This window comes from Mycobacterium spongiae (assembly GCF_018278905.1).
Classification (GTDB): Bacteria; Actinomycetota; Actinomycetes; order Mycobacteriales; family Mycobacteriaceae; genus Mycobacterium; species Mycobacterium spongiae.
The window spans coordinates 4,648,070-4,674,297 of sequence record NZ_CP046600.1; the positions used below are offsets into that span (position 1 = coordinate 4,648,070).

The following is a 26,228-nucleotide window of genomic DNA, read 5'->3' on the forward strand; positions in this document are numbered from 1 at the left end:
GGGCGAAAAGTGCGTGATGTGGCCCAAAAAGTCGACGTTCGGCCAGGGCCGGCCTTAGAGTTTCGCCTCGCTCGATGCCGATCCTGCTACGTCCACCGACAGAAACCGCCGAGCCAGATCCGGCTCGCTGGACGGGCTCGGCTCCCAGGATGCGATCCACGGTCCGGTGCCCTCCGACTGATCGAGAATCCCCTGCTCCAACCAGGTGTAGCGGCCTTCCAGCAGGTCGTTGGCCAGCTGAGCATCCCCGCTGTCGGTGTTGGTCCACAATGCGTGGAACAGCGCCTCGACCCGCAAAGTCGCTTGCTGGCAGAACATTTCGGCGAGCTCATATGCCTGCTTCCCGACGACCGGATCCGCTGCCCGCTGAGCCTCGGCGCGGACGCACGCCGCGGCCATCGCGAATAGCTCGGCACCGATATCAACGATCCGTCCCAGGAACCCCTGCCGTTTCTCCAAATTGGCCTGCCAGCGCGCCATCCCGTAGAAGGTATTGCGTGCCAGCTTGCGGCTGGAGCGTTCAACGAATCGCAAGTGCGATGCCAACGGGCCGAACTCGCTATAAGCCATCGGTCGTTGCCCCTGGCCGAATACCAGCTTCGGCAGCCACTTTGCGTAGAACCCGCTAGCGCCAACCGCGGCCGCAGCCTTCTCCCGCAATTCGGCGTCCGGTTTGGCAAGGTCACCCGCGGCGGTCAAGTGGGCATCGACCGCCTCCCGAGCGATCAGCAGCCGCATGATCTCGCTGGATCCCTCGAAGATGCGGTTGATCCGCAGGTCCCGCACCATCTGTTCGACCGGTGCCGCACGCTCGCCGCGCGCGGCGAGCGACTCCGCGGTCTCATAGCCCCGGCCACCTCGGATCTGCATCAGCTCGTCGGCAATAACGCAGGTCATCTCGCTGGACCACAATTTGGCCAACGCCGCCTCGATGCGAATGTCGTTACGACCTTCGTCGGCCATCTGACCGGACAACTCCACCACAGCATCGAGTGCGTAGGTAGTCGCCGCAAAGAAAGCGAGCTTGCTGGCGACGGCTTCGTGTTTCCCGACCGGCTTGCCCCATTGGACTCGCTCGTTCGACCACTCCCGCGCTATTTTCAGCGACCACTTGGCGACCCCCGCCGCTGTCGCGGGCAGCGCCAGCCGGCCAACGTTGAGTGTGGTCAAAGCGATCTTCAGGCCGTCTCCTTCACGGCCGATCAGGTTTTCGGCGGGGACCCGAACGCGGTGCATCCGCGTTACCCCGTTCTCGATGCCGCGCAGACCCATGAATTTGTTGCGCCGTTCGACGGTGATCCCGGGCGAATCCGCCTCGACGACGAAGGCGCTGATACCCCCGCGATGCCCCTCACTCTTGGGTACCCGGGCCATGACGACCAGCAGGTCGGCGACGACGCCGTTGGTGGTCCACAACTTCACGCCCTCCAGCTCGTAGGCCTGCCCGTCTTCGACAGGCGTCGCGGTGGAGCCCAGGCGCGCCGGGTCAGAGCCCACATCCGGTTCGGTGAGCAAGAACGCGGAGATGGCCCCCGCAGCGCAGCGCGGCAAGAACTTGCTCTTCTGCTCCGGCGTCCCGGCAAGCTTGAGCGGTTCGGGCACACCAATCGACTGATGGGCCGACAGCAATGCCCCGAGACTGGGGTGAACCGTCGAAACCATTGCCAATGCGCGGTTGTAGGCGACTTGCGACATGTTCAGTCCGCCGTACTCGGACGGTATCTTCATGCCGAAACATCCCAGCTCGGCCAGTCCCTTCACATATTCGTCGGGAATCTGGGAATCGCGCTCGATGACGTTGCCGTCAATGGTTTCGAGAAACTCCCGCAGCTTGCCCAAGAACTCCGCAGTGCGCGCCTCGTCTGCGGCGGACGGACTGGGAAAGGGGTGTATGAGATCCAGAGGGAACCGGCCAAGAAAAATCTCCTTAGCGAAAGATGGTTTATCCCAACCGCTTTCGCGTGATTCCTCGGCAAGCGCTCTCGCTTGCTCCTCGCTGACCTGCAATTGCTGTGCCATCGCCGCCTCCTTGCTCACGAATCGCTCACGAGTCCCACCGGAGATTGGGAGTACCCGGTGCCTGACCGAATACTACGTCGGAACGACGGGCAAAGTTACGCGCCGGTAGCTTTGCGACACCGCGCGCCGGTTCGCCGCGCCCCACTGGCCAATCGCGGCGCATTGGTCGCAACCGTCACAGCCAACCCGAGCCGACCGGCGCACAAGGTGCCCGCTGTTGTGGCAGCTCGTCGATCGGCTAGGCGTCGAGTTCCCGAGCCACCGCCCTGACCACCTCGGAGACTCGCCGGGCGGTCTTGCGATCTGGGTAACGCCCCTTGCGTAATTCGGGCTGTACCGCACCCTCTAGCAAAGTGATCATGTCCTCGACCATGCCGTGCAGCTCATCGGGACTGTGCTTGTGCTCCACCGGCGCCTCCCGACGCGTCCGGGAGAGGCTTGGTGGCGGATCGATGAGCTTGAGGCTGAGCGCCTGCGGCCCACGCCGCCCCGAGGCGACTCCGAATTCCACGCGCTGCCCCGCTTTGAGCGCCTCTACACCCGTGGGCAATGCCGAGGAGCGCACGTAGACGTCCTCGCCGTCCTCCTGCGACAGGAAGCCGAACCCCTTGTCGGAGTCGTACCACTTCACCTTGCCGGTCGGCACTGGTCTCACCTGCTTGTCTGACGGTGACTCGGATTGGCATCAGAAGACGCGTCCCACCTGTGCAGGGCGCGATGACGATCTCAGATCCTACTCGGATGGTTGCCCGCCAAGCACCCCTGTTACTCGCTTGTCGGTAGGCTGACCCTACCGCTGGAGGAGACATGCGCCTGATCCTGAACGTTATCTGGCTAGTTTTTGGTGGTCTCTGGTTGGCCCTCGGGTATCTGGTCGCGGCGCTTGTCTGTTTCCTGCTGATCGTCACCATCCCCTTCGGTTTCGCCGCGCTGCGCATCGCGTCGTACGCGTTCTGGCCGTTCGGAAGAACGGTCGTCGAAAAGCCGAACGCGGGGACGGGCACCCTCATCGGCAACGTCATCTGGGTATTGCTGTTCGGGATCTGGCTGGCAATCGGCCATCTGGTGAGCGCTGCAGCAATGGCGATCACCATCATCGGAATTCCGTTGGCACTGGCCAACCTCAAACTCATCCCGGTGTCGTTGGTGCCCCTCGGCAAAGACATCGTTGCGGTGGACGCCACTTCCCCACGGGTGCCGGTGTGACACTCACCGCACTAGGGGTGCCGACGGTGCCCGGCCGAACAACGAGCCGGCCGGCCGGCTGCGCCGCGGCCGATGTATTACCCCGTCACCCCCCTTCGGGGGGGCCGTTGCTGGACACCTTCGGACGAGTGGCGACCGATCTACGCGTGTCGCTGACCGACCGGTGCAATCTGCGCTGCAGTTACTGCATGCCGGCGGAGGGCCTGCAGTGGCTACCCGGCGAGCAGCTACTGCGGCCCGAGGAGCTGACCAGACTCATCCGTATTGCCGTTGTCCGGCTCGGAGTGACCAGCGTGCGGTTTACCGGCGGCGAACCGCTGTTGGCGCCTCACCTCGAAGAGGTGGTCGCGGCAGCCGCCAGCCTGCGGCCCCGCCCCGAGATCTCGTTGACCACCAATGGTGTCGGGCTCGCACTACGAGCGGGCGCTCTGGCCGACGCCGGCTTGGATCGGGTGAATGTGTCGCTGGACAGCGTGAACCGGGAGCACTTTGCGGCGATCACCCGACGGGACCGACTTGATGACGTGCTCGCAGGCTTGAGAGCCGCTGCGGCAGCAGGTCTGGCGCCGGTCAAGGTCAATGCGGTCCTGGACCCTGCCACCGGCCGCGAGCATGTCGTCGAGCTGTTGCGGTTCTGCCTCGAACTCGGCTACCAATTGCGGGTCATCGAGCAAATGCCCCTCGACGCGGGGCACCAGTGGCGCCGCAACGCCGCACTCAGCGCCGACGATGTGCTGGCAGCGCTGCGCGCCCACTTCCGGCTGCGGCCAGACCCGGCGCCGCGCGGTTCGGCTCCGGCCGAACTCTGGGTGGTGGACACCGGGCCAAACACAGCCTCGGGAAAGTTTGGCGTCATCGCGTCGGTCTCACACGCCTTCTGCTCCACCTGCGACCGCACCCGGTTGACCGCCGACGGCCAGATCCGCAGCTGCCTGTTCTCCACCGAGGAAACCGACCTGCGCGCCCTGTTACGCAGCGGCGCGCACGACGACGCGATCGAGGCCGGGTGGCGCGCTGCGATGTGGGGCAAGCCGGCCGGCCATGGCATCAACAACCCCGACTTCGTCCAACCCGACCGCCCGATGAGCTCGATCGGTGGCTAACCCGATGACGCAAGCACCCAGCGAATCCGCCGGAATTCAGGTGACCGTCCGCTACTTCGCGGCGGCCCGGGCAGCGGCGGGTGCGGACTCGGAGGTGGTCGCGCTGCGGCCCGGCGCCACGGTCGCCGAGCTGGTGGATGGCCTGGCGTTGCGCGATGAGCGCCTCGCGGCGGTGCTGAGTCGATGCTCCTACCTCTGCGATGGGATTGCCGTGCGCAGCAATGACATAGCGCTGTCGGGGGGCGTCACGATCGATGTCCTGCCCCCCTTCGCAGGCGGCTGAGCCCTGTGAAGTTCCCCACATAACGGAACGATAACGGCTTGGGAACGCACGGGTTGCGGTGTCCTTTGAGCTGGGCAGATACCCGTGCTTCCTGGTGCTTTCGGGACCGTCTGTGGGAGAAACACCGAAAAAATCCGTACGTGACGCGAGCCTCAGTTGCCACTACCGTCTCGGGAGGCTCGTCAACCCAACCCAAGTGACGCGCCTCCTTCGCCGATAGCACGCCGAACTCCATCCACATCGGCCGAGGGAACCCGACCAGGGATGGAGGCGGGGGACCCACACGGTCCGCCGAGATCGGACGGAGCCAAAGGCGGCTCCTTGGGGTGAAGCCGACGTCGTCTCAACGTAGTACGACGCTGGCCGGGTGACCTCTCCAGTTCGAATCCAGTTCGAATCCAGTTCGAATCCAATCTGAAACAACCCGAACCCGACAGCTGACCCCGCAGGCGAGTACCGAGAGGAAGTACCGAGCGTATGAGTGGACGTCACCGCAAGCCCACCACCTCGAACGTCAGCGTCGCCAAGATCGCCTTTACCGGCGCTGTGCTTGGCGGCGGCAGCCTCGCCATGGCCGGTCAAGCGGCCGCGGCCACCGACGGCGAATGGGACCGGGTCGCAAGTTGCGAGTCCGGGGGCAATTGGGCGATCAACACCGGCAACGGGTACCACGGCGGCCTTCAATTCTCCCAAAGCACTTGGGCCTCACATGGCGGCGACGAGTATGCCCCGGCAGCCCAGCTGGCCACCCGGGAGCAGCAGATTGCCGTCGCGGAGCGCGTGCTGGCGACACAAGGGCGCGGTGCCTGGCCGGTATGCGGTGGCGGTCTCTCGGCTGCGACGCCACGCGAGGTCCTTCCGCCGCCGGGACCGATGGATGCGCCGCTGGGCGCACCTATCATCGGTGAGCCGGGACCGTTGGCACCACCTCCCCCAGATGGGCCGCCCCCGGCGGACATCGCACCTCCCGCCGATGCTCCGATGGACGTTCAACCGGTCGGCATCGATCTACCTGCGCCGCAGGCACCTCCCGCCGACCCGGCGCCAGCGCCCCCGGAGGACTTACCACCGGCACCGGCAGACCTGGCCCCCGCCCCACCGGCGGACCTACCACCGGCACCCCCAGAAGACCTACCACCAGCACCCGCCGACCTGGCCCCCGCCGCACCAGCGGACCTACCACCGGCACCCCCAGAAGACCTACCACCAGCACCCGCCGACCTGGCCCCCGCCGCACCAGCGGACCTACCACCGGCACCCCCAGAAGACCTACCACCAGCACCCGCCGACCTGGCCCCCGCCCCACCGGCGGACCTACCACCGGCACCCCCAGAAGACCTACCACCAGCACCCGCCGACCTGGTTCCTGCCGCACCAGCGGACCTACCACCGGCACCGGCAGACCTGGCCCCCGCCCCACCAGCGGACCTACCACCGGCACCCCCAGCGGACCTGGCCCCCGCCCCACCGGCGGACCTGCCCTCAGCATCCGCCGCCCCGGAGATCAACCCAGACTTGGGGCTACCGCAGGCAGGCCCCGAGCCCGCTGACGCGGCGCCACCGGTTCCCGGCGAGGGCACCGATCCACAGGTCGAGATCCACGAGGCCTCGACCGTCGCGTACACGAAGAGACTGTGGCAGGCGATCCGGACGCACGACGTCGCCGGCAACGACGCGTTGGACGCACTCGTCGCGCCACCCGCCGTCTGCTGAAACCGGGATCAGGCCGAGCCCACCCATTCTTCGGTCCCGTCGGCGAAGAACTGATGCTTCCAGACCGGAAGCCGTGCCTTGATCGTCTCGACCAGTTGGGCACAGGTGGCAAAAGCGGCCTGCCGATGATCGGCGGCGACCGCAGCCACCAATGCGGCGTCGCCGATCGTCAGGACGCCGATGCGGTGGCTAGCCGCGACCGCACGGACACCGTTGGACTCCGCGGCCACCTCGGCGACGACATCGGCGAGGACTTGAGCGGCGGTCGGGTGCGCGGAGTACTCCAGCCGCGAAACCTGGCGTCCGCCGTCGTGGTCGCGGATAGCGCCGACGAAGCCGACAATCGCACCGGCCGACTCATGGCTGACCAAGTCCTCGTGCTCGGCCAGAGAGATAGGCGCCTCGGTCACGGTTGCGCGCAGAACCCGTGTCATCGTTGGTGATCTTCTCCGGCGAGTTGCGCGAGAGCGTGGTCCAGTACATCGGCGAGCACTCCGAGACCGTCGCGGACCCCGCCCGGCGAACCCGGCAGATTGATGATCATGGTCCGGCCGGCCACGCCACACACCCCGCGCGACAGCACCGACGTCGGCACCTTCGGCAGACCCGACCTGCGGATCGCGTCGGCTAGCCCGGGGATCGTGTGGTCCAGCACCTCCATGGTCTGCTCCGGAGTGCGATCGGTGGGCGAGATGCCGGTACCGCCGGAGGTGATAACGACGTCGGATCGAGCATCTACCGCGTCGCGCAACGCCGCACCGACCGCTTCCCCGTCAGCGACCACCATGAGCTTGACAGGTGAGAACCCCCGCTCCTCGAGCCAGGCAGCGATGATGGGGCCGCAAACATCGGTGTAGACACCAGCCGATGCGCGGGTAGAGGCGATGACGATGCTGGCCGATCGGGTGCTCATCGCCGTGACCAGGTTCCGCTGCGGCCGCCCTCTTTGTGAAGTACCCGAATGTCGTCGATGCGCGCCGCCGCGTCGACCGCTTTGATCATGTCGTAGAGAGTCAAGGCCGCCACGCTCACGGCCGTCAGCGCCTCCATCTCAACGCCCGTTCGGTCGGTGCTGCGGACGGTCGCGGTGATCTCGATAGCGGCCTCCGCGACCTTGAAGTCGACGTCAACGCCGGTCAGCGCGAGCTGATGACACAGTGGAATCAAGTCGCTGGTGCGTTTGGCAGCGAGTATGCCCGCGACCCGTGCGGTAGCCAGCGCATCGCCTTTGGGCAATCCGCCAGTCGATATCAGCGAAACCACCTGGGCCGTGGTGCGTAACGCGCCCGCGGCAACGGCGGTGCGCTTTGTGGCCCCCTTCTCGGTGACATCAACCATGTGTGCGGCACCTCGCTCATCGAGGTGCGACAGCGCGCCCGGGCTCTGCTCGCCCGACTCACGCGCCCCCGGCGACTCGGATGCCCTGGAAGCCCTGGCCATCCCCGCCGGCCTACCGATTGACGACCGTCACCGGATGGAGGTAGGGCAGGTCGTCGGAGGGCACCGGAAACTCTATTTCGCCGAAGGGCGACAACGCACCAGTGCGATCAGTCGCTAGTTCGCTTACCGCATGATCGTCCGGGTCGGTGGTCGGCCAGCCGTTATCCACGTACCGGGTTTTGCGCACCTTGCCGCTTGCAGTGTCAGCCACGAGCTCCATTCTGACAGGTCTTGCACCCGCACGCGCTGGAAGGTCGCCGGTGCGGCCTACGCTGATCAGCAATGACCGAACACACCCCGGATATCCCGCTGGGGTCCTGGCTGGCCGACTTGCCCGACGAGCGGCTCATCCGGCTATTGGAGCTGCGGCCGGACCTTGCCCAACCGCCGCCGGGAAGCATCGCCGCACTGGCGGCTCGCGCCCAGGCCCGGCAATCGGTCAAGGCTGCCACCGACGAGCTCGACTTTCTGCGCCTGGCGATCCTTGACGCACTGCTGGTGCTACAGGCCGATACCGCGCCGGTGCCGATCACCAAAGTGCTGTCGTTGGTGGGCGACCGCGCCGCCCACACCGACGTGATCGACGCGCTCGATGACCTCAAGCAACGAGCGCTGGCCTGGGGCGACGCGACCGTTCGGGTCGCCGCCGATGCAGGCACGGCGCTGCCGTGGCACCAGGGTCAAGTCACACTCGAGGAAAGTTCGCGCACCGCGGATCAGATCAACGAATTACTTGCCGCGCTGACGCAATCGCAGCGCGACGTGCTCGAGAAGTTGCTCGCGGGGTCCCCGATTGGCCGTACTCGCGACGCCGCGCCGGGCGCGCAACCGGACCGGCCGGTGCCGCAACTCTTGTCGATGGGCCTGCTGCGGCGGATCGACGCCGAGACCGTGATCCTGCCACGCCACGTCGGTCAGGTGCTGCGGGGCGAGCAACCTGGTCCGATGCAGCTGACGGCGCCCGACCCGGTAGTCTCCGCCACCACCGAAGCCGACGTCGATGCTGCCGCTGCCGGAGCCGCCATCGACCTGCTGCGCGAACTCGACGTGCTGTTCGACACTCTTGGCACCGCACCCGTTGCCGAACTGCGCAGCGGCGGACTCGGCGTTCGCGAAATCAAACGGCTGGCCAAGACGACCGGCATCGACGAGCCGCGCCTGGGTCTGATCCTCGAGCTCGCGGCCGCGGCCGGATTGATCGCCGGCGGCATGCCGGACCCGGAACCGTCGCACGGCGAGGGGCCTTTTTGGGCACCAACCGTAACCGCCGATCGATTCACGGCAGCATCACCGGCCGAGCGGTGGCACTGGTTAGCCAGCACGTGGCTGGACCTTCCGGGCCGGCCGGCCTTGATCGGTAGTCGCGGCCCTGACGCCAAACCCTATGCCGCCCTGTCGGACTCGCTGTTCTCGACAGCAGCGCCGCTGGATCGTCGACTACTGCTGGGCATACTCGCCGAGTTGCCGGCCGGCTCCGGTGTTGATGCGCACCGGGCGTCGGCGGCGCTGATCTGGCGCCGCCCACGGTGGGCCCGCCGCCTCCAGCCGCGACCCGTCGCGGACCTCCTGGCCGAGGCCCACGCGCTGGGCTTGGTAGGACGGGGGGCGATCAGCACGCCCGGCCGCGCATTCCTGCGAGAAACGGCCGATCCCGCGGCCATCACTGCCGCGATGACCACAGCACTACCCAAACCGATCGACCACTTCCTGGTGCAGGCCGACCTCACCGTCGTGGTTCCAGGGCCGCTGGAGCGCGATCTCGCCGAAGACCTGGCCACCGTCGCGACTGTCGAATCGGCCGGCGCTGCGATGGTCTACCGGGTCAGCGAGCAATCCATCCGACATGGTCTCGATGTCGGAAAGACGCCCGACTGGATGCATACGTTTTTCACCAATCGTTCTAGGACCGCCGTGCCGCAGGGGCTTACGTACCTGATCGATGACGTAGCCCGTCGGCATGGCCAGCTGCGGATCGGCATGGCCGCGTCCTTTGTGCGATGCGAGGATCCGGCTCTACTGGCCCAGGCGGTGTCGGCGCCCGCGGCCGAAGAATTGCAGCTACGCACTCTGGCTCCCACGGTCGCAGTGTCTCCCGCACCGATCGGCGAAGTTCTTGCGGTGTTGCGGAGCGCGGGCCTTTCCCCGGCTGCCGAAGATTCCACGGGCGCCATCGTTGACGTCCGCACCCGCGGTGCCCGGGTGCCGCCGCCGCAGCAGCAGCGTCGGCCATATCGCACAACACCGCGCCCAAGCAACGAAACCCTGAACGCAATCGTCGCTGTGCTGCGCACGGTGACCACCGCTCCGTTCGGCAACACCCGCGTCGATCCCACGGTCATCATGTCCTTGCTGCAACGCGCGGCGTCCGAACGGGCGACGCTGGTGGTCGGCTACCTCGACGCCGCCGGTGTGGCGACCCAGCGAGTGCTTTCCCCGGTCGCCGTCCGGGGTGGTCAGCTGGCGGCGTTCGATTCGGCATCCGGGCGGCTGCGTGACTTCGCGATACACCGCATCACGTCGGTGTCGTCGTTCGACGACCAATAATGGTGGGTTGAGGAGGTGCACTCTGTGACCGACGGACCGTTGATCGTGCAGTCTGACAAGACGGTGTTGCTTGAAGTGGATCACGAGCAAGCCGGTGCCGCGCGCGCGGCCATCGCGCCGTTCGCCGAGCTGGAGCGCGCGCCCGAGCACGTGCACACCTACCGCATCACGCCGCTGGCGCTGTGGAACGCACGCGCCGCCGGCCATGACGCCGAGCAAGTCGTCGACGCGCTGGTCTGTTTCTCCCGGTACGCGGTGCCGCAGCCACTGCTGGTTGACATCGTCGACACCATGGCCCGCTACGGCAGGCTGCAGTTGGTCAAGAATCCCGCGCACGGTCTGACGCTGGTGAGCCTGGACCGCGCGGTGCTCGAGGAGGTGTTGCGCAACAAGAAGATCGCGCCGATGCTCGGTGCCCGGATCGACACCGACACCGTCGTGGTCCACCCGAGCGAACGGGGCAGGGTCAAGCAGCTGCTGCTCAAGATCGGTTGGCCCGCTGAGGATATTGCTGGCTATGTCGATGGCGAGGCACATCCGATCAGCCTGCGCCAGGATGATTGGCAGCTGCGCGACTACCAGCAGCTGGCGGCGGACTCGTTCTGGGCCGGCGGCTCCGGAGTAGTAGTGCTGCCCTGCGGGGCAGGTAAGACGCTGGTCGGCGCTGCCGCGATGGCCAAAGCCGGCGCAACAACCTTGATCCTGGTTACCAATATCGTCGCGGCCCGCCAATGGAAACGCGAGCTGGTGGCCCGCACCTCGCTGACCGAGGAAGAGATCGGCGAATTCTCGGGCGAGCGCAAGGAGATTCGGCCAGTCACCATTTCGACCTACCAGATGATCACGCGTCGCACCAAGGGTGAGTACCGCCACCTGGAGCTCTTCGACAGCCGCGACTGGGGACTGATCATCTACGACGAGGTGCATCTGCTGCCGGCACCGGTGTTCCGCATGACCGCCGACCTGCAATCGAAACGACGGCTGGGACTTACGGCTACATTGATCCGCGAGGATGGGCGCGAGGGCGACGTGTTCTCCTTGATCGGCCCGAAGCGCTATGACGCTCCGTGGAAGGACATCGAGGCGCAGGGCTGGATCGCGCCGGCGGAGTGCGTCGAAGTCAGGGTGACGATGACCGACAACGAGCGGATGATGTACGCAACCGCCGAACCCGAGGAGCGCTACCGCCTGTGTTCGACCGTGCACACCAAAATTGCTGTGGTCAAGTCGATTCTGCAGAACCATCCCGGTGAGCAGACGCTGGTTATCGGCGCATACCTGGACCAACTCGACGAGCTGGGAGCGGAGTTGAACGCTCCGGTGATTCAAGGGTCGACAAAAACCAAGGAGCGTGAGGCTCTGTTCGACGCGTTCCGTCGCGAGGAGGTGTCCACGCTCGTCGTGTCCAAGGTCGCAAACTTTTCCATCGACTTGCCGGAAGCAGCTGTAGCGGTGCAGGTTTCAGGAACCTTCGGTTCGCGTCAAGAGGAGGCACAACGGCTCGGCCGCTTGCTACGGCCCAAGGCCGATGGCGGCGGCGCCACCTTCTACTCCATCGTGGCCCGCGACAGCCTCGATGCCGAGTATGCCTCGCATCGGCAGCGATTCCTCGCCGAGCAAGGCTATGGCTACATTATCCGCGATGCCGACGACCTACTCGGCCCAGCGATCTAGCGCCAAGGTTCTCGGCGGGCGGCTCATATTGGGTTGGCCCGGCTGAGCTATCTTGGGACGCATTGAGATCGCCGCCCCCGATGCAAGGAGACGACATGCCGGTCACCGTGACCCTGGAACTCAGGATAAAGCCCGACGAGGTCTCCGCGGCTCGTGAAGTATTGGGCCGTGCACTGGTGGACACCCGGGCCTTCGCGGGGAACCTCAAGACCGACGTACTCGTCAACTCGGATGACGAAACGCACTGGCTCGTCTACGAACTCTGGGAATCGGTCGAGCACGACGAGGCCTACCGCAGATTTCGCGCCGGCGAAGGCCAGCTCACGGAGCTTCCGCCACTGCTAGCCGCGCCCCCCGTCAAGATCAGGTACGCCACCACCGACATCTGACCGGCCTGTCCGGCTAGCTCAATGCCGGAATCACTTCACGTTCGAACAATTCGATGCCCGAGCGGTCGTAGGCGGCCTCCGGGAAGTAGCAGATCGCGTATTCGCAGCCGAGATCACGAATCTTGGTGATCCGCTCGATCACCTGTTCCACGGTGCCGGTGGCCGAGTCGGGGCCAGCGCCACCGGCGATCATGGCATCCGCCACCGCCTCGGGTACGTAGCCGACCATTCGGTCACGTACCCGCTGTAGCCGGTCTTTGACGTCGGCTTCCGAAGTCCCGACGAGAGTGGTGAAATTGGCCGAGCGCACAATGGCGTCGAAGTCCGTGCCCTGCTCCTGGCAGTGCCGCGCCAGCACATCCGACTTGTGGGCGAACGCGGTGGGCTCGGGCGCGAAGTTCGTGTATTGCGCGTACTTTGCCGCGATACGCAGCGTGACCTTCTCGCCGCCGCCGGCAATCCACAGGGGAATGCCGCCGTCCTGCAACGGCTTCGGGGCAACGATCGCACCGTCCACTTGGTAGTGCTTACCGTCGAAGCTGACTTCGCCGTCGCGCCAGGCGGCGCGCATGATCTGCACACCTTCGTCCAGCCGGGCCAACCGCACCCCGGCCGACGGAAACCCGTAGCCATAGGCCCGCCACTCGTGTTCGTACCAGCCTCCGCCGATACCCATCTGGATCCGGCCGCCCGAGATGATCTCCGTGGTCGCTGCCACCTTGGCCAGGTAGACAGGGTTGCGGTAACTCATCGCCGTGCACATCTGACCGAGCTTGATCCGCGATGTGGTCGCCGCGTACGCCGCCATCAGCGACCAGGCCTCGTGGGTGGCTTCGCTCGTCGGCACCGGCACGGTATGGAAATGGTCGTAAACCCACAGGGAGTCCCAGGCCCCTTGATCGGCGTAAGCAGCCAGGCCGCGCATCACGGCCCAGTGCTCCGCGGGCTCGATGCCAACGAGGTCCATTCGCCAGCCTTGCGGAATGAAGAGTCCAAATCGCATAGCTGGGACTCTAGCGCGGCGGCGACTCGCCCAACGCGCCGAGCGCGGCTTCCACCGAGCACGCCCGCAGCTCCTCGTACGGCGCGTCCGGAAACTGCACGCAACAGTCGTGCAAGCCGCCGAACGCGACCGCCGCCCGGGTGGCTTGGGCGAGAGTCGGCCGCGGGCCGAACAGCAACTTGCCAAGCCGGTCACGCCACGCCAGCACATTGTCGACCAGGCCGAGGTCGGCCAGCATTGTCGGTTCGGACAACACCAGCATGAGGTCCTGGCGGCGTCCGTAGAGGAAGTCGAAATAGCCCTCCAGCAACGCCCGGGAATCGGTATCCCCGAGGCTTTCCTGGTCGGCGACGAATCGCTCGCCTTCCTCGATCAGCGGCACCAGAGTGCTGCGCACCAAATCTTCCCGCGATGCGAAGTGGTAGTACAACGCCGGCTTGGTAATCCCCAGTTCATCAGCGATGTCCTGCAGGCTGGTGCGGTGCACGCCTTGACGCCAGAACAGCTCCCGCGCGACGTCTTGGATGCGGGTTCTGGTGTCTGACTTGGGTCTACTCACACCCCGAGCGTAACTGACTTATCGATAAGTAAGCGTCTATGCTATGCTTACCGAACGTTAAGTAAGTAGGAGGTTCGCATGCGGATTCTGATCTCCGGGGCCAGCATCGCCGGCCCCGTCCTGGCTTACTGGCTCACCCGGTACGGGTTCGATGTCACCGTCGTGGAACGCGCTCCGCAATTGCGCAAGACCGGTGGCCACGCCGTCGACCTGTTCCGGCCGGCCATGGAGATCACCAAAAAGATGGGCGTGCTGCCCCACGTCGAAGCCCTGGCCACCGGGACCACCCAGCTGACCATCCATCGCGAAGGCAGCCAACGTGCATCGCAGGTCGACGTCACCAAATTGGTGGCCGTCACCTCCGACCGCCACGTGGAAGTGATGCGGGACGACCTCAGCGAGGTCTACTACTCTGCCGGCCGCGACGATGTCGAGTACCTGTTCGGGGACTCGATCACAGCCATCTCCCCCGACGGCGATGTCACCTTCGAGCGCGCTGCGCCATGCAGGTTCGACGTCGTGGTCGGTGCCGACGGACTGCATTCGAATGTGCGTCGGCTGGTGTTCGGCGAACACGCCGCGCGCACCCAGTACCTGGGCGGATACCTGGCCGTCCTGTCGGTGCCGAAAACGCTGGCGCGCGACGGAGCGTCCGTCACCCATATCGGCGTTGGCCGCTTGGCCATGGCCTACACCGCGCAACCCCTGGACGACGCCCGTGCGGCGTTCATGTTCCGCAGCAAAGACGAACTCCACTACCACTATCGAGATGTCCCGCGGCAGAAGGAATTACTGGGCGACGCAGTTGCCGGGATGCATCCGCAGGTGGACCGCTGGCTCGAAGAGATCGACCGCACACCGGCGTTCTACTTCGACTCGATCACCCAGCTGCAGATGGACACCTGGTCGCGGGGGCGCGTCACCCTCGTCGGTGACGCCGGCTACTGCCCGGGGCCCGCGGTCGGCGGCAGCACCAGCCTCGCAGTGTTCGGCGCCTACGTACTCGCCGGCGAACTGGCGCAAGCCGGTGGCGACTTTGCGCGTGCGTTCGCCGCCTACGAACGTCAGATGGCCGAGCCCGTGCTCCGTAGCCGCGCCTTTGCACGCACAATGGCCAAGCGCTGGGTCCCCGGCTCCACAGCCGGAGTCTGGGCGCTGACTCGTGGAGCACAGTTGATCTCGGTGCTACCCTCCGGGCTCTCCAGAGCGATCGCGAAGCAGAACGCCAAAGGTGTGCGCCCGTTCGACGCGATGCACGTCAAGGAGTACGGCACGCCAGTTGCTGGCTAGCGCGCGAGCAGTCGCACCAACTAGAGCAGCGAGTCCGGCGGCAGGAAGCGGTCGCCGTACTTCGCCGCCAGCTCACGCGCGCGGGCTACGAAGGCTTCCTTACCGGTACCACCCGGACCCTGATAGCCCACGATGTACTGCGCACTGCCACCGGTCCACGGCGGGAACCCAATACCCATGATCGATCCGATATTGGCGTCGGCGGTCGACGTCAGCACGTTCTCGTCGAGGCACTTCTGCGTTTCCAGCGCCTCGGCGAACAGCATCCGCTCAATCATGTCCTGCAACGGGGGCTGCGAACTGCCGGACTTGAACGTGTCCCGCAAGCCGGACCACAAACCGCTGCGCTTGCCGTCCGGGTATTCGTAGAAGCCGGCGCCCTTCAGTCGCCCGGACCGACCGACCTCGATCATCTTCTCGACGACGGCTTCCGCCGGATGCGGCTCATAGGTGCCGCCGGCATCCTCGACGCCCTTGCGAGTCGCGACCGCGATCTTGTGCATCAGCTCGAGGTTGAGCTCATCAGACAACTGCAGCGGCGGTGCCGGGTAGCCGGCCTGCGAGCCGGCTTGCTCGATGCTGGCCGGTTCAACGCCCTCGCCGAGCATCGCCAGCGCCTCATTGACGAAGGTGCCGATGACCCGAGAGGTGAAGAAACCGCGGCTGTCGTTGACCACAATCGGGGTCTTGCCGATCGCCAGGGTGTAGTCGAACACCCGGGCCAGGGCCTCGTCAGAAGTCTTCTCGCCCTTGATGATCTCGACCAACGGCATCTTGTCGACAGGCGAGAAGAAGTGGATCCCGATGAAGTCCTCCTGCCGCTTGACGCCGGTCGCCAAACCGGTGATCGGCAGCGTCGAGGTGTTGGACCCGAGGACCGCGTCAGGCTCAACCACGTCTTCGATCTCCTGGAAAACCTTGTGCTTGAGTTCCTGGTTCTCGAAGACCGCTTCGATGACGAAGTCCACGCCCTTGAAGTCGGCAGCGTCGGCGGTCGTGGTGATCCGGGCGAGCAGTGCCTTTGACTTCTCTTCGGTTGTCCGACCCCGCTCTAGCGCCTTGGCCTCCAGCTTCTCGGAGTAGCCCTTGCCTTTGGCGGCGGCTTCGGCGGTCACATCCTTGAGCACCACATCAAAGCCGGCCTTGGCCGAGACGTAGGCGATGCCGGCGCCCATCATGCCGGCCCCGAGTACGCCGATCTTCTTGATCGGGGTTTTCTCAATGCCGTCCGGGCGCGAGCCCCCGGAGTTGATGTGCTGCAGGTCGAAGAAGAACGCCTGAATCATGTTCTTGGCGACCTGGCCGGTAACCAGCGAGGCGAAATAGCGGCTCTCGATACGGGAGGCGGTGTCGAAGTCCACCTGCGCACCCTCGACCGCGGCGGCCAAGATGGCACGCGGCGCCGGCATGGGCGCACCCTTGAGCTGCTTGCGCAGATTCGACGGGAAGGACGGCAGGATGGCCGCCAAGCTCGGCGACGACGGAGAACCGCCGGGCATCTTGTAGCCCTTCTTGTCCCACGGCTGCTCGTGTGCATCCGGATTCGCCTTGATCCAAGCCTTGGCGGCGGGCACCAACTCCTCGACGGTGGGCAATACCTCGTCGACGAGCCCGATGCCCTTGGCCTTGGCCGGCTTGAAGCGAGTGCCTTGCGCCAGCACGGACACGAAGGCGTTCTGAATACCCAGCATCCGCACGGTGCGAGTCACCCCACCGCCGCCGGGCAACAGTCCCAGCGTCACCTCCGGCAGACCGAGCTGACTGCCCTTGACGTCGGCGGCGATGCGGTGGTGACAGGCCAGCGCAATCTCCAGGCCGCCGCCGAGCGCGGCGCCGTTGATCGCTGCGACAGCCGGCTTGCCGAGCGTCTCCAGCGTGCGGAGCTGCTTCTTGACCGTCTCGACGGTGTCGAAGGACTCCCCGGCGTTCTCCGGGCCCGCCTCGATCATTTTGGTGAGGTCGCCACCCGCGAAGAAGGTCTTCTTCGCACTGGTAATCACCACACCGGTGATCGAATCTTTTTCGGCGACAAGGCGATCAACCGCCTTGCCCATCGACTCGATGTAGGCCTCATTCATGACGTTGGCCGACCCGGAGGGGTCATCCATGGTCAGTGTGACAATGCCGTCGGCATCCTTGTCCCACTGGATTGTGTTGTCCGCCATAGGTTTTCTCAGCTTCCCTTCCCGGAAAATGTCAGGCGATCCTCAGACGCGCTCGATGATGGTGGCCACGCCCATTCCGCCGCCGATGCATAGCGTGACCAGCGCACGCCGGGCGTTGCGGCGCTCGAGTTCGTCGACCATCGTTCCCAGGATCATCGCCCCGGTGGCACCGAGCGGGTGGCCCATCGCGATGGCACCACCGTTCACGTTCAGCTTTTCATCGGGGATGTTCAGGTCCTTCTGGAACTTCAGCACCACCGACGCGAACGCCTCGTTGAGCTCGAACAGGTCGATGTCGTCAACGGTCAGCCCGGCACGGTCGAGCACCTTGCGAGTGGCAGGGGTCGGGCCGGTCAACATGATCACCGGGTCGGCCCCACTGGTCGCGGTGGCGACAATGCGCGCCCGCGGGGTCAGGCCCTGTGACTTACCCGCGCTCTCCGAGCCGATCATGACCAGCGCAGCGCCGTCCACAATCCCGGAGCTGTTGCCGCCGGTGTGCACGTGGTTGATCTTCTCGACCCAGTGGTATTTCTGCAGCGCGACGTCGTCGAAGCCACCCAACGCGGCAAGGCCCTCGAAAGCCGCCTTCAACTTGGCCAGCCCGTCCTTGGTGGTATCCGGGCGCATGTGCTCGTCGTGGTCGAGAATCAGCAAACCGTTGAGGTCGCGGACCGGCACCACGGACTTGGCGAAGTAGCCGCCCGACCATGCTTCGGCGGCCTTCTCCTGGCTACGCAATGCGTATGCGTCGACATCATCCCGGGAGAAGCCCTCGATGGTGGCAATCAGGTCGGCGCCGATGCCCTGCGGTACGAACATCACGTCGTAGTTCGTCGCGGGGTCCATGCCCATGGCGCCGCCGTCGGCTCCCATGGGGACCCGGCTCATCGACTCGACACCACCGGCCAGCACCAGGTCATCCCAGCCGGAACGCACCTTCTGCGCGGCGGTGTTCACGGCCTCCAGCCCGGAGGCGCAGAACCGGTTGAGCTGCACGCCACCGGCGGTGTTGGGCATGCCGGCGGCCAGCACCGCCGCGCGGGCGATGTCGCCGCCCTGGTCGCCAACGGGCGAGACGCAGCCCAAGATGACATCGCTGATCAGGTCCTCATCGAGGTCGGGGTTTCGCTTGCGCAGCTCGTCGATCAGGCCGACGACCAGGCTCAGCGGCTTGACCTCGTGTAGCGATCCGTTCTTTTGCTTGCCACGCGGCGTGCGGACGGCCTCATAGATGAAAGCTTCTTCGGACATTTCGACTTCCTGTTCACAACAAAGGGGTTGGGTCCTTCTTAAGACACTAGGCCCACTATGAGCACACTAACAGGGCAGTCGGCCAACCTGTTGGTTGGGCCGCATCGTCCTGTTGGTTGGGCCGCATCGTCACCGTCTTAAGCTCGGGGACCATGACCGTGTCGCGACTACAGCCGTACGCGACCACGGTGTTTGCCGAGATGTCGGCGTTGGCCGCGCGCATCGGCGCGGTCAACCTCGGCCAGGGCTTTCCCGACGAAGACGGACCACCAGCGATGCTGACTGCAGCGCAGGACGCCATCGCCAACGGCGTCAACCAGTATCCGCCGGGGTTGGGCATGGCACCGCTGCGGCAGGCCATCGCCGCCCAGCGGGAGCGGCATTTTGGGATCAGATACGACCCGGACGCGGAGGTGCTCGTCACGGTCGGGGCCACCGAGGCCATTGCGGCAGCGGTGCTCGGCCTCGTCGAACCCGGCTCGGAGGTATTGCTGATCGAGCCCTTCTACGACTCCTACTCGCCCGTGGTCGCGATGGCCGGCGCACACCGCGTCGCGGTACCCCTGGTCGCCGATGGCCGTGGGTTCATCCTGGACACCGACGCCTTGCGACGAGCCGTCACGCCGCGAACTCGCGCATTGATCGTCAACTCCCCCCACAACCCGACCGGCGCGGTACTCAGTGAAACCGAGCTGTCGGCCATTGCCGAGGTAGCAGCGGCAGCAAACCTCTTGGTGATCACCGACGAGGTCTATGAGCACCTGGTGTTTGACAGCGCACGACACGTGCCACTGGCTAGTTTCGATGGGATGGCAGAGCGCACCATCACCATCTCCAGCGCCGCCAAGATGTTCAACTGCACCGGCTGGAAGATCGGATGGGCTTGCGGCCCGGCAAGACTCATCGCCGGCATGCGGGCAGCCAAACAGTATTTGAGCTACGTGGGCGGTGCACCGTTCCAGCCGGCGGTGGCGTTGGCGCTCAACACGCAGGATGCGTGGGTGGCGACGCTGCGGACCTCGTTGCAATCCAGACGCGACCGGCTGGCGACGGGACTATCCGACATCGGATTCGGGGTGCACGACAGCTACGGCACCTATTTCCTGTGCGCTGATCCCCGGCCGCTGGGGTACCACGACAGCACGACGTTCTGTGCCGCGCTCCCAGAAAAGGTCGGCGTGGCCGCCATCCCGATGTCGGCGTTCTGCGATCCGGCGCATGGCCGCGCGCGGCAGCGGGACCCTACCCCAGCCCTGGCATGGAATCACTTGGTGCGCTTCACATTCTGCAAACGAGACGACACACTGGACGAGGCGATTAGACGCCTAGCCGCGCTCAGCGACGGGCCCGCTACGTAGGCTTGCCGGCAGGGCCCTGCGGACCTGAGTCCCTCATGACCCGATCGCGTAGCCCCTCCAGCGCGGAATGCATGATCTTCTTGCGCGCCCGATTGACCCAAAATTCCGGCAGCGGCGCGGATGGTTCGACCGTGATGCTGAATCGCACCAGGGTCTTGTCTTCAGCCTCGCGACGCAGGTTGTACTCGCCGTGCTGGCCACGTTGCTGGGAGGTCCTGTCGGCATCCCAGACCATCCAGTCGGGACCCCAGTTATACTCGCGCATTTCGGTGTCGACGATTCCCGTTACTTTGACCGTGACTCGTACGTGGTGCGGTCGACCGTCGGGATGGGTATCAACGACTTCGATCTTCTTGTGAACAGACGACCATGTTGGCACCTGTTCCATGTCGGCGAGCGCCTCCATGATCACCTCAGGGGGCGCGTCAATAACGATTTCACCCGACGCTTGTACGGCCATCGCTACCAAACTAGCAACCCTGATCGTGGACGCGGCGCAGTCGAAGCGAAGCTATTCCGCCTCGCCTGGATTGTTACGACCGACCACCAGGTCGCGCAGCCCCTTCGCCGCGGCATCCAAGACATGCTCGCTTGCCTTCTTGACGATGAAGCCAGGTAGAACGCCCGCGTCCACGGTGATGTCGAAGCGCACTCGCGATTGATCGACACCCTCGGGTTTGACCGTGTACTCGATATGCTGTCCATGCTGTTGAAAAGTCTGGTCCGCATCCCAGCACACCCAGTCGGGGCCCCAGTGATATTCGAGAATCTCTTTATCGACGAGCCCCAAAATCTTGACGGTGGCCTGCACATGATGGGGCCGACCGTCCGGGTAGTAGTCGATCACTTCCATGCTTTTGTGCAGCGGTGACCAGGACGTGAGGGCGTCGACATCTGCCAGCGCCTCCATCACCACATCCGGAGGCGCGTCAACGACGAACTCTCGCGATGCCTTTACTGCCACCACGTTCAAGCTAGCAACGCCGGCCTGGTCTCGAAACGTGTTCGGGGCAAATCGCCAACTACCAGTTGATGTCGTCAATCGGTGTCGTGGCGGCCGGTGGCCGCCCGACCGATCCGGCCCCTGTTCGGGAGAAGCGGGGTGCGGGTGCGGCCTGCTGCAGGCCGTAGGCGGTGATCAGCGTCGATCGTGCTCTCAACTGATCATTGGAGGCGGCCTCATTCCATGTGAGCACCGGCGTCACACACGCATCGGTGCCGGCGAAAACCTCCGTCCATTCGTCACGGGTCCGGCTGGCAAATCGCTCAGCGAAGACCGCACGCATCCGCGGGTACTCGGCAATGTCGAGCTGACCTGGCAGCTCGGTGGCATCGAGGCCGAGCCCGGCCAGCAACGCGGCGAAGAACTGTGGCTCGATGGCCCCGACCGCCATGTACTTGCCATCGGCAGTCTCATAGCAGCCATAGAACGGAGAACCACCGTCGAGAAGAAAGGATTCGCGCTCATCACGGAGAGCGCCCGTTGCCTTCATGGTCCACATCATCTGGGCCAACACGCTTACCCCGTCGACCATCGCGGCATCGACGACCTGGCCCTTGCCCGATTGTTCCCGTTCATACAAGGCAGCCACGATGCCCAACAGCACCAGCATCGAACCGCCACCGAAGTCGGCAACCAGATTCAACGGCGGCATAGGAGGCCGGTCTCGGTAGCCCAGCGCCGACAACGCACCCGTCTGCGACAAGTAGTTGATGTCGTGCCCGGCCGTCGCGGCGAGCGGGCCTTCCTGGCCCCACCCGGTGATCCGCGCAAAGATCAGTCGCGGGTTGACCGCGGCGCAGTGCTCGGGTCCGATGCCGAGTCGCTCGCAGGTGCCGGGCCGGAAGCAGTCCAACAGCACGTCGGCCTTGGCCACCAGCTCCAACAATGCTTGCGGCTGCGTCTTGACGTCGAGGTCGACAATTCGCTTTCCGCGGTGCAGCAGATCGCGGTCCTCGGACGGCATCGTCAGCCCGCCGGGGCGGCGCACCCGCACCACGTCAGCGCCCAAGTCGGACAGCACCATGCCCGCGTGCGGCCCCGGTCCGATGCCACCAAGTTCAATGACCTTTACCCCGGCCAGGGGCCCCCCATTGGTCACCGGTCCGATCCCTAGCCCTTCTTCACCTTCAGCACGCGCTTGCGCAACTCATCGAGACCCGTCTCGACTGTGCCCTTAACGGCGCGCTTCAGGACGAATCCAGGCAACGGGACCAGCGGGTCAACGGCGATCTCGAGCTTGACCTTGGTTTTCTCACCCTCGGGCGCCAACTCGTAGCTTCCCTCTTGGGAGCGCTGCTGGGTGGAGCTGACGAGCGTCCAGCGCACGGCATTGCCGCTCCACGTGTAGCCGACCACCTGCTCGTCGGTGATACCGGCGGTTTTGACTTTCATCTTCACTTGGCTGGGCCGACCGTCGTCTCCGGTCTCGAGCACCTCGGCGCTCTGATGGGGCGACGACCACCCAGGCATTGCTTCGAAGTCCGCGATGACGTCCAGAATCTCGTCAGGGCTGGCTTCAATGACTATGTCGCGGGATTCTTTGATTGCCATGGCCCGAACGATAGCGAAACGGCGTCGCGGCGGGAATAGTTTGTCTTCGTGACAGCTGATAAAGGCAACGCCACGACCGATGCCACAGCGCGCCCCGCAGATCCTGCCTACACCGTCGGCGACTATCTGCTCGACCGCCTCGCGGAACTCGGGGTCACCGAGATCTTCGGTGTTCCCGGCGACTACAACCTGAAGTTCCTCGACCACATCGTGGCCCACCCCGACATTCGGTGGGTGGGCAGCGCCAACGAACTCAACGCTGGCTACGCTGCCGACGGGTACGGGCGATTGCGCGGAATGTCCGCTGTGGTAACGACGTTCGGCGTGGGAGAACTGTCGGCGGCTAACGCGATTGCCGGCAGCTATGCCGAGCACGTGCCCGTGGTGCACATCGTCGGCGGGCCTTCCAAAGACGCTCAGGGAACACGGCGTGCGCTGCACCATTCGCTGGGCGACGGCGACTTCGAGCATTTCTTCCGGATCAGCCGCGAAATTACCTGTGCCCAAGCCAATCTCATGCCCGCAACGGCGCCTCGGGAGATCGACCGGGTGCTCAGCGAGGTGCGGGAGCAGAAACGACCGGGATACCTATTGATGTCGACGGACGTGGCGCGTTTTCCCACCGAACCGCCCAGCGCACCGCTACCCCGCTACACCGGCGGCACCAGCCCGCGGGCGCTGTCGCTCTTCGCCCAGGATGCGGCCAACCTCATCGCTGACCATCAACTGACGGTGCTCGCTGACGTGCTGGTCCACCGCCTACAAGCCGTCAAGGAACTCGAGGCGTTGCTAGCGGCCGACGTAGTGCCGCACGCGACGCTGATGTGGGGTAAGAGTCTGCTCGACGAGAGCTCACCGAATTTCCTCGGAATCTACGCCGGGGCAGCTAGCGCGGAACGGGTGCGCACGGCCATCGAGCAGGCACCCGTGCTGGTCACCGCCGGGGTGGTGTTCACCGACATGGTCAGTGGCTTCTTCAGCCAGCGCGTCGACCCCGCCCGAACCATCGATATCGGGCAGCATCAGAGCAGCGTCGCCGGCCAGGTGTTCGCCCCATTGGAAATGAGCGCCGCACTCGAGGCGCTGGCCACGATCCTGGCGCGCCGCGGGATAGATTCGCCGCCCGTAGCATCGCCTCCGGCCCTCCCGCCGCCACCCACACCTCTGCGCAATCAGCCGGTAACCCAGGAAATGCTCTGGGACCGGCTGTGCTCGGCGCTGACACCCGGTAACGTAGTGTTGGCCGACCAGGGGACCTCCTTCTACGGCATGGCGGATCACCGATTGCCGCAGGGAGTCACGTTTATCGGTCAACCTTTGTGGGGATCAATCGGCTACACCTTGCCCGCGGCGGTGGGAGCCGGCGTAGCACACCCGGACCGCAGGACGGTCTTGCTGATCGGCGATGGCGCCGCGCAACTGACCATCCAGGAACTGGGTACGTTCTTCCGCGAGGGGCTATCTCCGGTCATCGTCGTGGTCAACAACGACGGCTACACCGTCGAGCGCGCGATTCACGGAAAGACGGCTCCCTACAACGACATTGTCAGCTGGAGTTGGACCGACATCCCCAACGCGCTGGGGGTAGCCAATCACCTGGCTTTCCGAGCACACACCTACGGCGAACTCGACGACGCACTCACGGCGGCCGCGCAGCATCGGCACCGGATGGTGCTCGTCGAGGTTGTCTTGCCGCGGCTCGAGGTCCCTGCGCTGCTTGACCAGCTCGTCGGACCAATGTCGCCCCGAGGCGATGCCCCGCGCTGAGACAGGCGCCGAACCGGCGGTGCCTCAGTCCACCCAGCGCGACCGGCGTGCTACGTCGCCTCGATCCGCATCACGTCAAAGAACCGACCCACGAACAGCGGCGGGTAGGCGCCAACGCCCGCCGCGCTCAGCCATTCGGCGGCGGCATCCGGGTGGTCAATCCACTGCTGTGCGCGCTCCTCGTCGGGAAACTCCTGCAGGATCAGCACTTCGTGACTATCGTCGAAAGCCTGAAATACCCATGTTTTTCGGATGCCGGCACTGGTGAAGCGATCCATCGCCAACCGGACTTCCGCAGTCAGCGTTGCGACGTCGTCGACCGACGCGATCGCCGCCACGACGACTCCCGGGGCCGCCGTGCCAGTCGCCTGAGGCGCCGGCACGAATCGGTCGATGATCTCGCCGGCGAACACCGCCGGAATGTCGTCGACGCCGACCGCGTCGAACCAGTCGAAGAAGACCCGCGAACGCAGCAACTCCACGATCGGTTCGCGGCTACGTACCCCGATCATCACGAAAACGCGACCGTAGTCGCGCGTCGACGTGTAGACCAGAACGTGGTGGGCGCCAATGCTAGCGAGAGCCGACTTACGGCGCTCAAGCAGAGGCCACACCCGATTCGGATCCGGGACTCGGTAGTCAGAAGCAATCACCATAGAGTGAATGTCGCTACCCGTCATCGAAGTTCGCCTTTCACCGCTCCGCCGCGACAAGGCGAAGGCCCGACCCACCTGAACGGTCGGAGAGGCGCTGAACCAGGCCAATCGCCTCCGCGGTGGCGACAGCGTCATCGAGATAGCCGTGCATAACACTGTACCCGGGGATCACGATCGCCCGCCGGCTCGGCTCACCGACATGCCGGCCCAGGGCGCCGCAGCATCGAAATCCCTTCCGATCAAACTTTTTTCGACCGCTGCCACTGGAGTCCCGCCGGGTGTGACGATGCTCGGGGAACGACCGGCTTTGCCGGTCACGAAAGCCGGATCCCGTGCCCTCGGAGCCGATGTTATTCTCCCTCTACGAGAGGGCGAATATCGCAGGAGCCGCGCATGGTGGACTTGGAGTTCGACCAGGGACTGGCGGTCCTCACGATCGACCGTCCACATGCCCGCAATGCTATTTCGTTGGACACCATGGCGCAGCTGGAAGAGGCGCTCGACGCCGCTGACCGCGCACAAGCCTTGGCCCTTACCGGCGCCGGCGATCGCGCATTCATCTCCGGTGGCGACCTCAAGGAACTCAGCGCCATCCGAACCGAGGACGAGGCCGCCGCGATGGCGTGGCGGATGCGGGCGATCTGCGATCGACTGTCCGGGTTTCCCGGCCCGGTCATCGCAGCACTCAACGGGCATGCCCTCGGCGGCGGCGCGGAGGTCGCAGTAGCTGCCGACATCCGGTTGGCCGCCGCCGACATCAGGATCGGCTTCAACCAGGTGAGCCTTGCGATCATGCCGGCCTGGGGTGGCGCCGAACGTCTGGCCACCTTGGTGGGCCAGAGCAGGGCGCTGCTACTGGCGGGCACGGGCACGGTACTCGATGCGGCCGAGGCGGAACGCATCGGGCTGGTCGACCGGGTGTTGCCACGGGCGTCCTTCGAGCAAGACTGGCGAAAGATCGCCCACGCGTTGGCTACTCGCGCAGCCGGCGACATCAAACATGTCATTCGGGGAGCCTCCACGGACGAGGCGGTCGCTCGGTTTGCCCGGTTGTGGGTTGACGATGCGCACTGGCAGGCGGCTGACCGGGTGATGAACCGGAACAAGGCCAGCCTCGAGGTCAGCCTCAAGGAATCTTGAGGATCGCTATGACTACGGCCAGGGACGCGATCGCCGCGACATCGCTTCTCGTCGGGTTGTCCGCGCTATCGCTGACGACGGGCACCGCGGCATCACGTGCCGACGACCCGG

26 protein-coding genes and 1 riboswitch are annotated in these 26,228 nt (G+C 65.3%); of the genes, 11 read left to right on the top strand and 15 right to left on the bottom strand.

The genetic code is table 11. From position 1 onward, the window contains the following. Nucleotides 1-54: 54 nt before the first annotated feature. Nucleotides 55-2,019 carry an acyl-CoA dehydrogenase family protein gene (locus tag F6B93_RS18840; RefSeq protein ID WP_211696442.1) on the bottom strand — a complete coding sequence of 655 codons (1,965 nt, stop codon included), beginning with the start codon at nucleotides 2,017-2,019 and terminating at the stop codon, nucleotides 55-57. Nucleotides 2,020-2,257: 238 nt separating this feature from the next. Continuing rightward, on the bottom strand, nucleotides 2,258-2,665 hold the full coding sequence (locus F6B93_RS18845) for a cold-shock protein (protein ID WP_211699601.1): 408 nt from the start codon (nucleotides 2,663-2,665) through the stop codon (nucleotides 2,258-2,260). Between the two features lie 161 nt (nucleotides 2,666-2,826). Between F6B93_RS18845 and F6B93_RS18850 the strand changes: the two genes are divergently transcribed. The 4 genes from F6B93_RS18850 to F6B93_RS18865 all read left to right on the top strand — a co-directional run bounded on the left by F6B93_RS18850 (nucleotide 2,827) and on the right by F6B93_RS18865 (nucleotide 6,324). Continuing rightward, nucleotides 2,827-3,225: a YccF domain-containing protein gene (locus F6B93_RS18850; protein WP_211696443.1), complete on the top strand. Its 399-nt coding sequence runs from the start codon at nucleotides 2,827-2,829 to the stop codon at nucleotides 3,223-3,225. After that, nucleotides 3,222-4,328 (top strand): GTP 3',8-cyclase MoaA, encoded by a 1,107-nt coding sequence (gene moaA / locus F6B93_RS18855; RefSeq protein ID WP_211696444.1) that lies wholly within the window; start codon nucleotides 3,222-3,224, stop codon nucleotides 4,326-4,328. The genes F6B93_RS18850 and moaA overlap by 4 nt, the downstream gene beginning before the upstream one ends. Nucleotides 4,329-4,332: 4 nt before the next feature. Continuing rightward, the gene (locus F6B93_RS18860; RefSeq protein WP_211696445.1) at nucleotides 4,333-4,611 is read left to right on the top strand and encodes a MoaD/ThiS family protein; all 279 of its coding nucleotides are present in this window, start codon (nucleotides 4,333-4,335) and stop codon (nucleotides 4,609-4,611) included. A 212-nt stretch (nucleotides 4,612-4,823) separates the two neighbouring features. Then, a riboswitch (cyclic di-AMP (ydaO/yuaA leader) is annotated at nucleotides 4,824-5,079 on the top strand. Nucleotides 5,080-5,088: 9 nt separating this feature from the next. After that, nucleotides 5,089-6,324 carry a transglycosylase family protein gene (locus F6B93_RS18865; protein ID WP_211696446.1) on the top strand — a complete coding sequence of 412 codons (1,236 nt, stop codon included), beginning with the start codon at nucleotides 5,089-5,091 and terminating at the stop codon, nucleotides 6,322-6,324. An 8-nt stretch (nucleotides 6,325-6,332) separates the two neighbouring features. On the opposite strand, the gene F6B93_RS18870 is transcribed toward F6B93_RS18865, so the two are convergent. The 4 genes from F6B93_RS18870 to F6B93_RS18885 are packed head-to-tail and all read right to left on the bottom strand — an operon-like array spanning nucleotide 6,333 to nucleotide 7,975. Next, nucleotides 6,333-6,758, bottom strand: coding sequence for a molybdenum cofactor biosynthesis protein MoaE (locus F6B93_RS18870; RefSeq protein WP_211696447.1), 426 nt, complete (start codon nucleotides 6,756-6,758; stop codon nucleotides 6,333-6,335). Next, nucleotides 6,755-7,237, bottom strand: a complete 483-nt coding sequence (locus tag F6B93_RS18875; RefSeq protein ID WP_211696448.1) for a MogA/MoaB family molybdenum cofactor biosynthesis protein — start codon at nucleotides 7,235-7,237, stop codon at nucleotides 6,755-6,757. Before F6B93_RS18875 ends, F6B93_RS18870 begins: the two co-directional genes overlap by 4 nt. Then, nucleotides 7,234-7,764 (bottom strand): cyclic pyranopterin monophosphate synthase MoaC, encoded by a 531-nt coding sequence (gene moaC, locus F6B93_RS18880; protein ID WP_211696449.1) that lies wholly within the window; start codon nucleotides 7,762-7,764, stop codon nucleotides 7,234-7,236. The genes F6B93_RS18875 and moaC overlap by 4 nt, the downstream gene beginning before the upstream one ends. A gap of 10 nt (nucleotides 7,765-7,774) precedes the next feature. Continuing rightward, a complete protein-coding gene (locus F6B93_RS18885) occupies nucleotides 7,775-7,975 on the bottom strand; it encodes a hypothetical protein (protein WP_211696450.1) in 201 nt (66 codons plus the stop codon). 71 nt (nucleotides 7,976-8,046) lie between these two features. Here F6B93_RS18885 and F6B93_RS18890 point away from each other — a divergent pair, with 71 nt between their 5' ends. The 3 genes from F6B93_RS18890 to F6B93_RS18900 all read left to right on the top strand — a co-directional run bounded on the left by F6B93_RS18890 (nucleotide 8,047) and on the right by F6B93_RS18900 (nucleotide 12,371). Then, nucleotides 8,047-10,308 carry a helicase-associated domain-containing protein gene (locus tag F6B93_RS18890; RefSeq protein ID WP_211696451.1) on the top strand — a complete coding sequence of 754 codons (2,262 nt, stop codon included), beginning with the start codon at nucleotides 8,047-8,049 and terminating at the stop codon, nucleotides 10,306-10,308. A gap of 24 nt (nucleotides 10,309-10,332) precedes the next feature. Further along, a complete protein-coding gene (locus F6B93_RS18895) occupies nucleotides 10,333-11,982 on the top strand; it encodes a DNA repair helicase XPB (RefSeq protein WP_211696452.1) in 1,650 nt (549 codons plus the stop codon). Between the two features lie 95 nt (nucleotides 11,983-12,077). Further along, the gene (locus F6B93_RS18900) at nucleotides 12,078-12,371 is read left to right on the top strand and encodes a putative quinol monooxygenase (RefSeq protein WP_211696453.1); all 294 of its coding nucleotides are present in this window, start codon (nucleotides 12,078-12,080) and stop codon (nucleotides 12,369-12,371) included. 13 nt (nucleotides 12,372-12,384) lie between these two features. On the opposite strand, the gene F6B93_RS18905 is transcribed toward F6B93_RS18900, so the two are convergent. Continuing rightward, nucleotides 12,385-13,374, bottom strand: a complete 990-nt coding sequence (locus tag F6B93_RS18905) for an LLM class F420-dependent oxidoreductase (RefSeq protein WP_211696454.1) — start codon at nucleotides 13,372-13,374, stop codon at nucleotides 12,385-12,387. 10 nt (nucleotides 13,375-13,384) lie between these two features. After that, a complete protein-coding gene (locus F6B93_RS18910; RefSeq protein WP_211696455.1) occupies nucleotides 13,385-13,933 on the bottom strand; it encodes a TetR/AcrR family transcriptional regulator in 549 nt (182 codons plus the stop codon). Between the two features lie 78 nt (nucleotides 13,934-14,011). Here F6B93_RS18910 and F6B93_RS18915 point away from each other — a divergent pair, with 78 nt between their 5' ends. Beyond that, nucleotides 14,012-15,223 (top strand): FAD-dependent monooxygenase, encoded by a 1,212-nt coding sequence (locus F6B93_RS18915; RefSeq protein ID WP_211696456.1) that lies wholly within the window; start codon nucleotides 14,012-14,014, stop codon nucleotides 15,221-15,223. A 20-nt stretch (nucleotides 15,224-15,243) separates the two neighbouring features. Here the strand turns inward: F6B93_RS18915 and F6B93_RS18920 are convergent, their stop codons facing one another. Beyond that, complete coding sequence (locus F6B93_RS18920) at nucleotides 15,244-17,388, bottom strand: 3-hydroxyacyl-CoA dehydrogenase NAD-binding domain-containing protein (protein WP_211696457.1); 2,145 nt, start codon at nucleotides 17,386-17,388, stop codon at nucleotides 15,244-15,246. 42 nt (nucleotides 17,389-17,430) lie between these two features. Then, nucleotides 17,431-18,642, bottom strand: coding sequence for an acetyl-CoA C-acetyltransferase (locus F6B93_RS18925; RefSeq protein ID WP_211696458.1), 1,212 nt, complete (start codon nucleotides 18,640-18,642; stop codon nucleotides 17,431-17,433). Nucleotides 18,643-18,794: 152 nt separating this feature from the next. Between F6B93_RS18925 and F6B93_RS18930 the strand changes: the two genes are divergently transcribed. Then, complete coding sequence (locus tag F6B93_RS18930; RefSeq protein WP_211696459.1) at nucleotides 18,795-20,000, top strand: pyridoxal phosphate-dependent aminotransferase; 1,206 nt, start codon at nucleotides 18,795-18,797, stop codon at nucleotides 19,998-20,000. Here F6B93_RS18930 and F6B93_RS18935 read toward each other — a convergent pair. From F6B93_RS18935 to F6B93_RS18950, 4 genes are read right to left on the bottom strand one after another with little or no spacing between them, the layout of a single operon-like run. Beyond that, nucleotides 19,993-20,460, bottom strand: coding sequence for an SRPBCC family protein (locus F6B93_RS18935; protein WP_211696460.1), 468 nt, complete (start codon nucleotides 20,458-20,460; stop codon nucleotides 19,993-19,995). The genes F6B93_RS18930 and F6B93_RS18935 overlap by 8 nt on opposite strands. 51 nt (nucleotides 20,461-20,511) lie before the next feature. Continuing rightward, the gene (locus F6B93_RS18940; RefSeq protein WP_211696461.1) at nucleotides 20,512-20,964 is read right to left on the bottom strand and encodes an SRPBCC family protein; all 453 of its coding nucleotides are present in this window, start codon (nucleotides 20,962-20,964) and stop codon (nucleotides 20,512-20,514) included. Nucleotides 20,965-21,022: 58 nt separating this feature from the next. Next, nucleotides 21,023-22,102, bottom strand: coding sequence for a CaiB/BaiF CoA transferase family protein (locus tag F6B93_RS18945; protein ID WP_211696462.1), 1,080 nt, complete (start codon nucleotides 22,100-22,102; stop codon nucleotides 21,023-21,025). Nucleotides 22,103-22,113: 11 nt separating this feature from the next. Next, complete coding sequence (locus tag F6B93_RS18950) at nucleotides 22,114-22,554, bottom strand: SRPBCC family protein (RefSeq protein WP_211696463.1); 441 nt, start codon at nucleotides 22,552-22,554, stop codon at nucleotides 22,114-22,116. Between the two features lie 48 nt (nucleotides 22,555-22,602). Between F6B93_RS18950 and F6B93_RS18955 the strand changes: the two genes are divergently transcribed. Further along, complete coding sequence (locus F6B93_RS18955) at nucleotides 22,603-24,321, top strand: alpha-keto acid decarboxylase family protein (RefSeq protein ID WP_211696464.1); 1,719 nt, start codon at nucleotides 22,603-22,605, stop codon at nucleotides 24,319-24,321. 50 nt (nucleotides 24,322-24,371) lie between these two features. On the opposite strand, the gene F6B93_RS18960 is transcribed toward F6B93_RS18955, so the two are convergent. After that, entirely contained in the window at nucleotides 24,372-25,001 is a 630-nt protein-coding gene (locus F6B93_RS18960) for a fatty-acid--CoA ligase (protein ID WP_211696465.1), read from the bottom strand. Between the two features lie 369 nt (nucleotides 25,002-25,370). Here F6B93_RS18960 and F6B93_RS18965 point away from each other — a divergent pair, with 369 nt between their 5' ends. Then, entirely contained in the window at nucleotides 25,371-26,117 is a 747-nt protein-coding gene (locus F6B93_RS18965; RefSeq protein ID WP_211696466.1) for an enoyl-CoA hydratase/isomerase family protein, read from the top strand. Nucleotides 26,118-26,228: the final 111 nt, after the last annotated feature.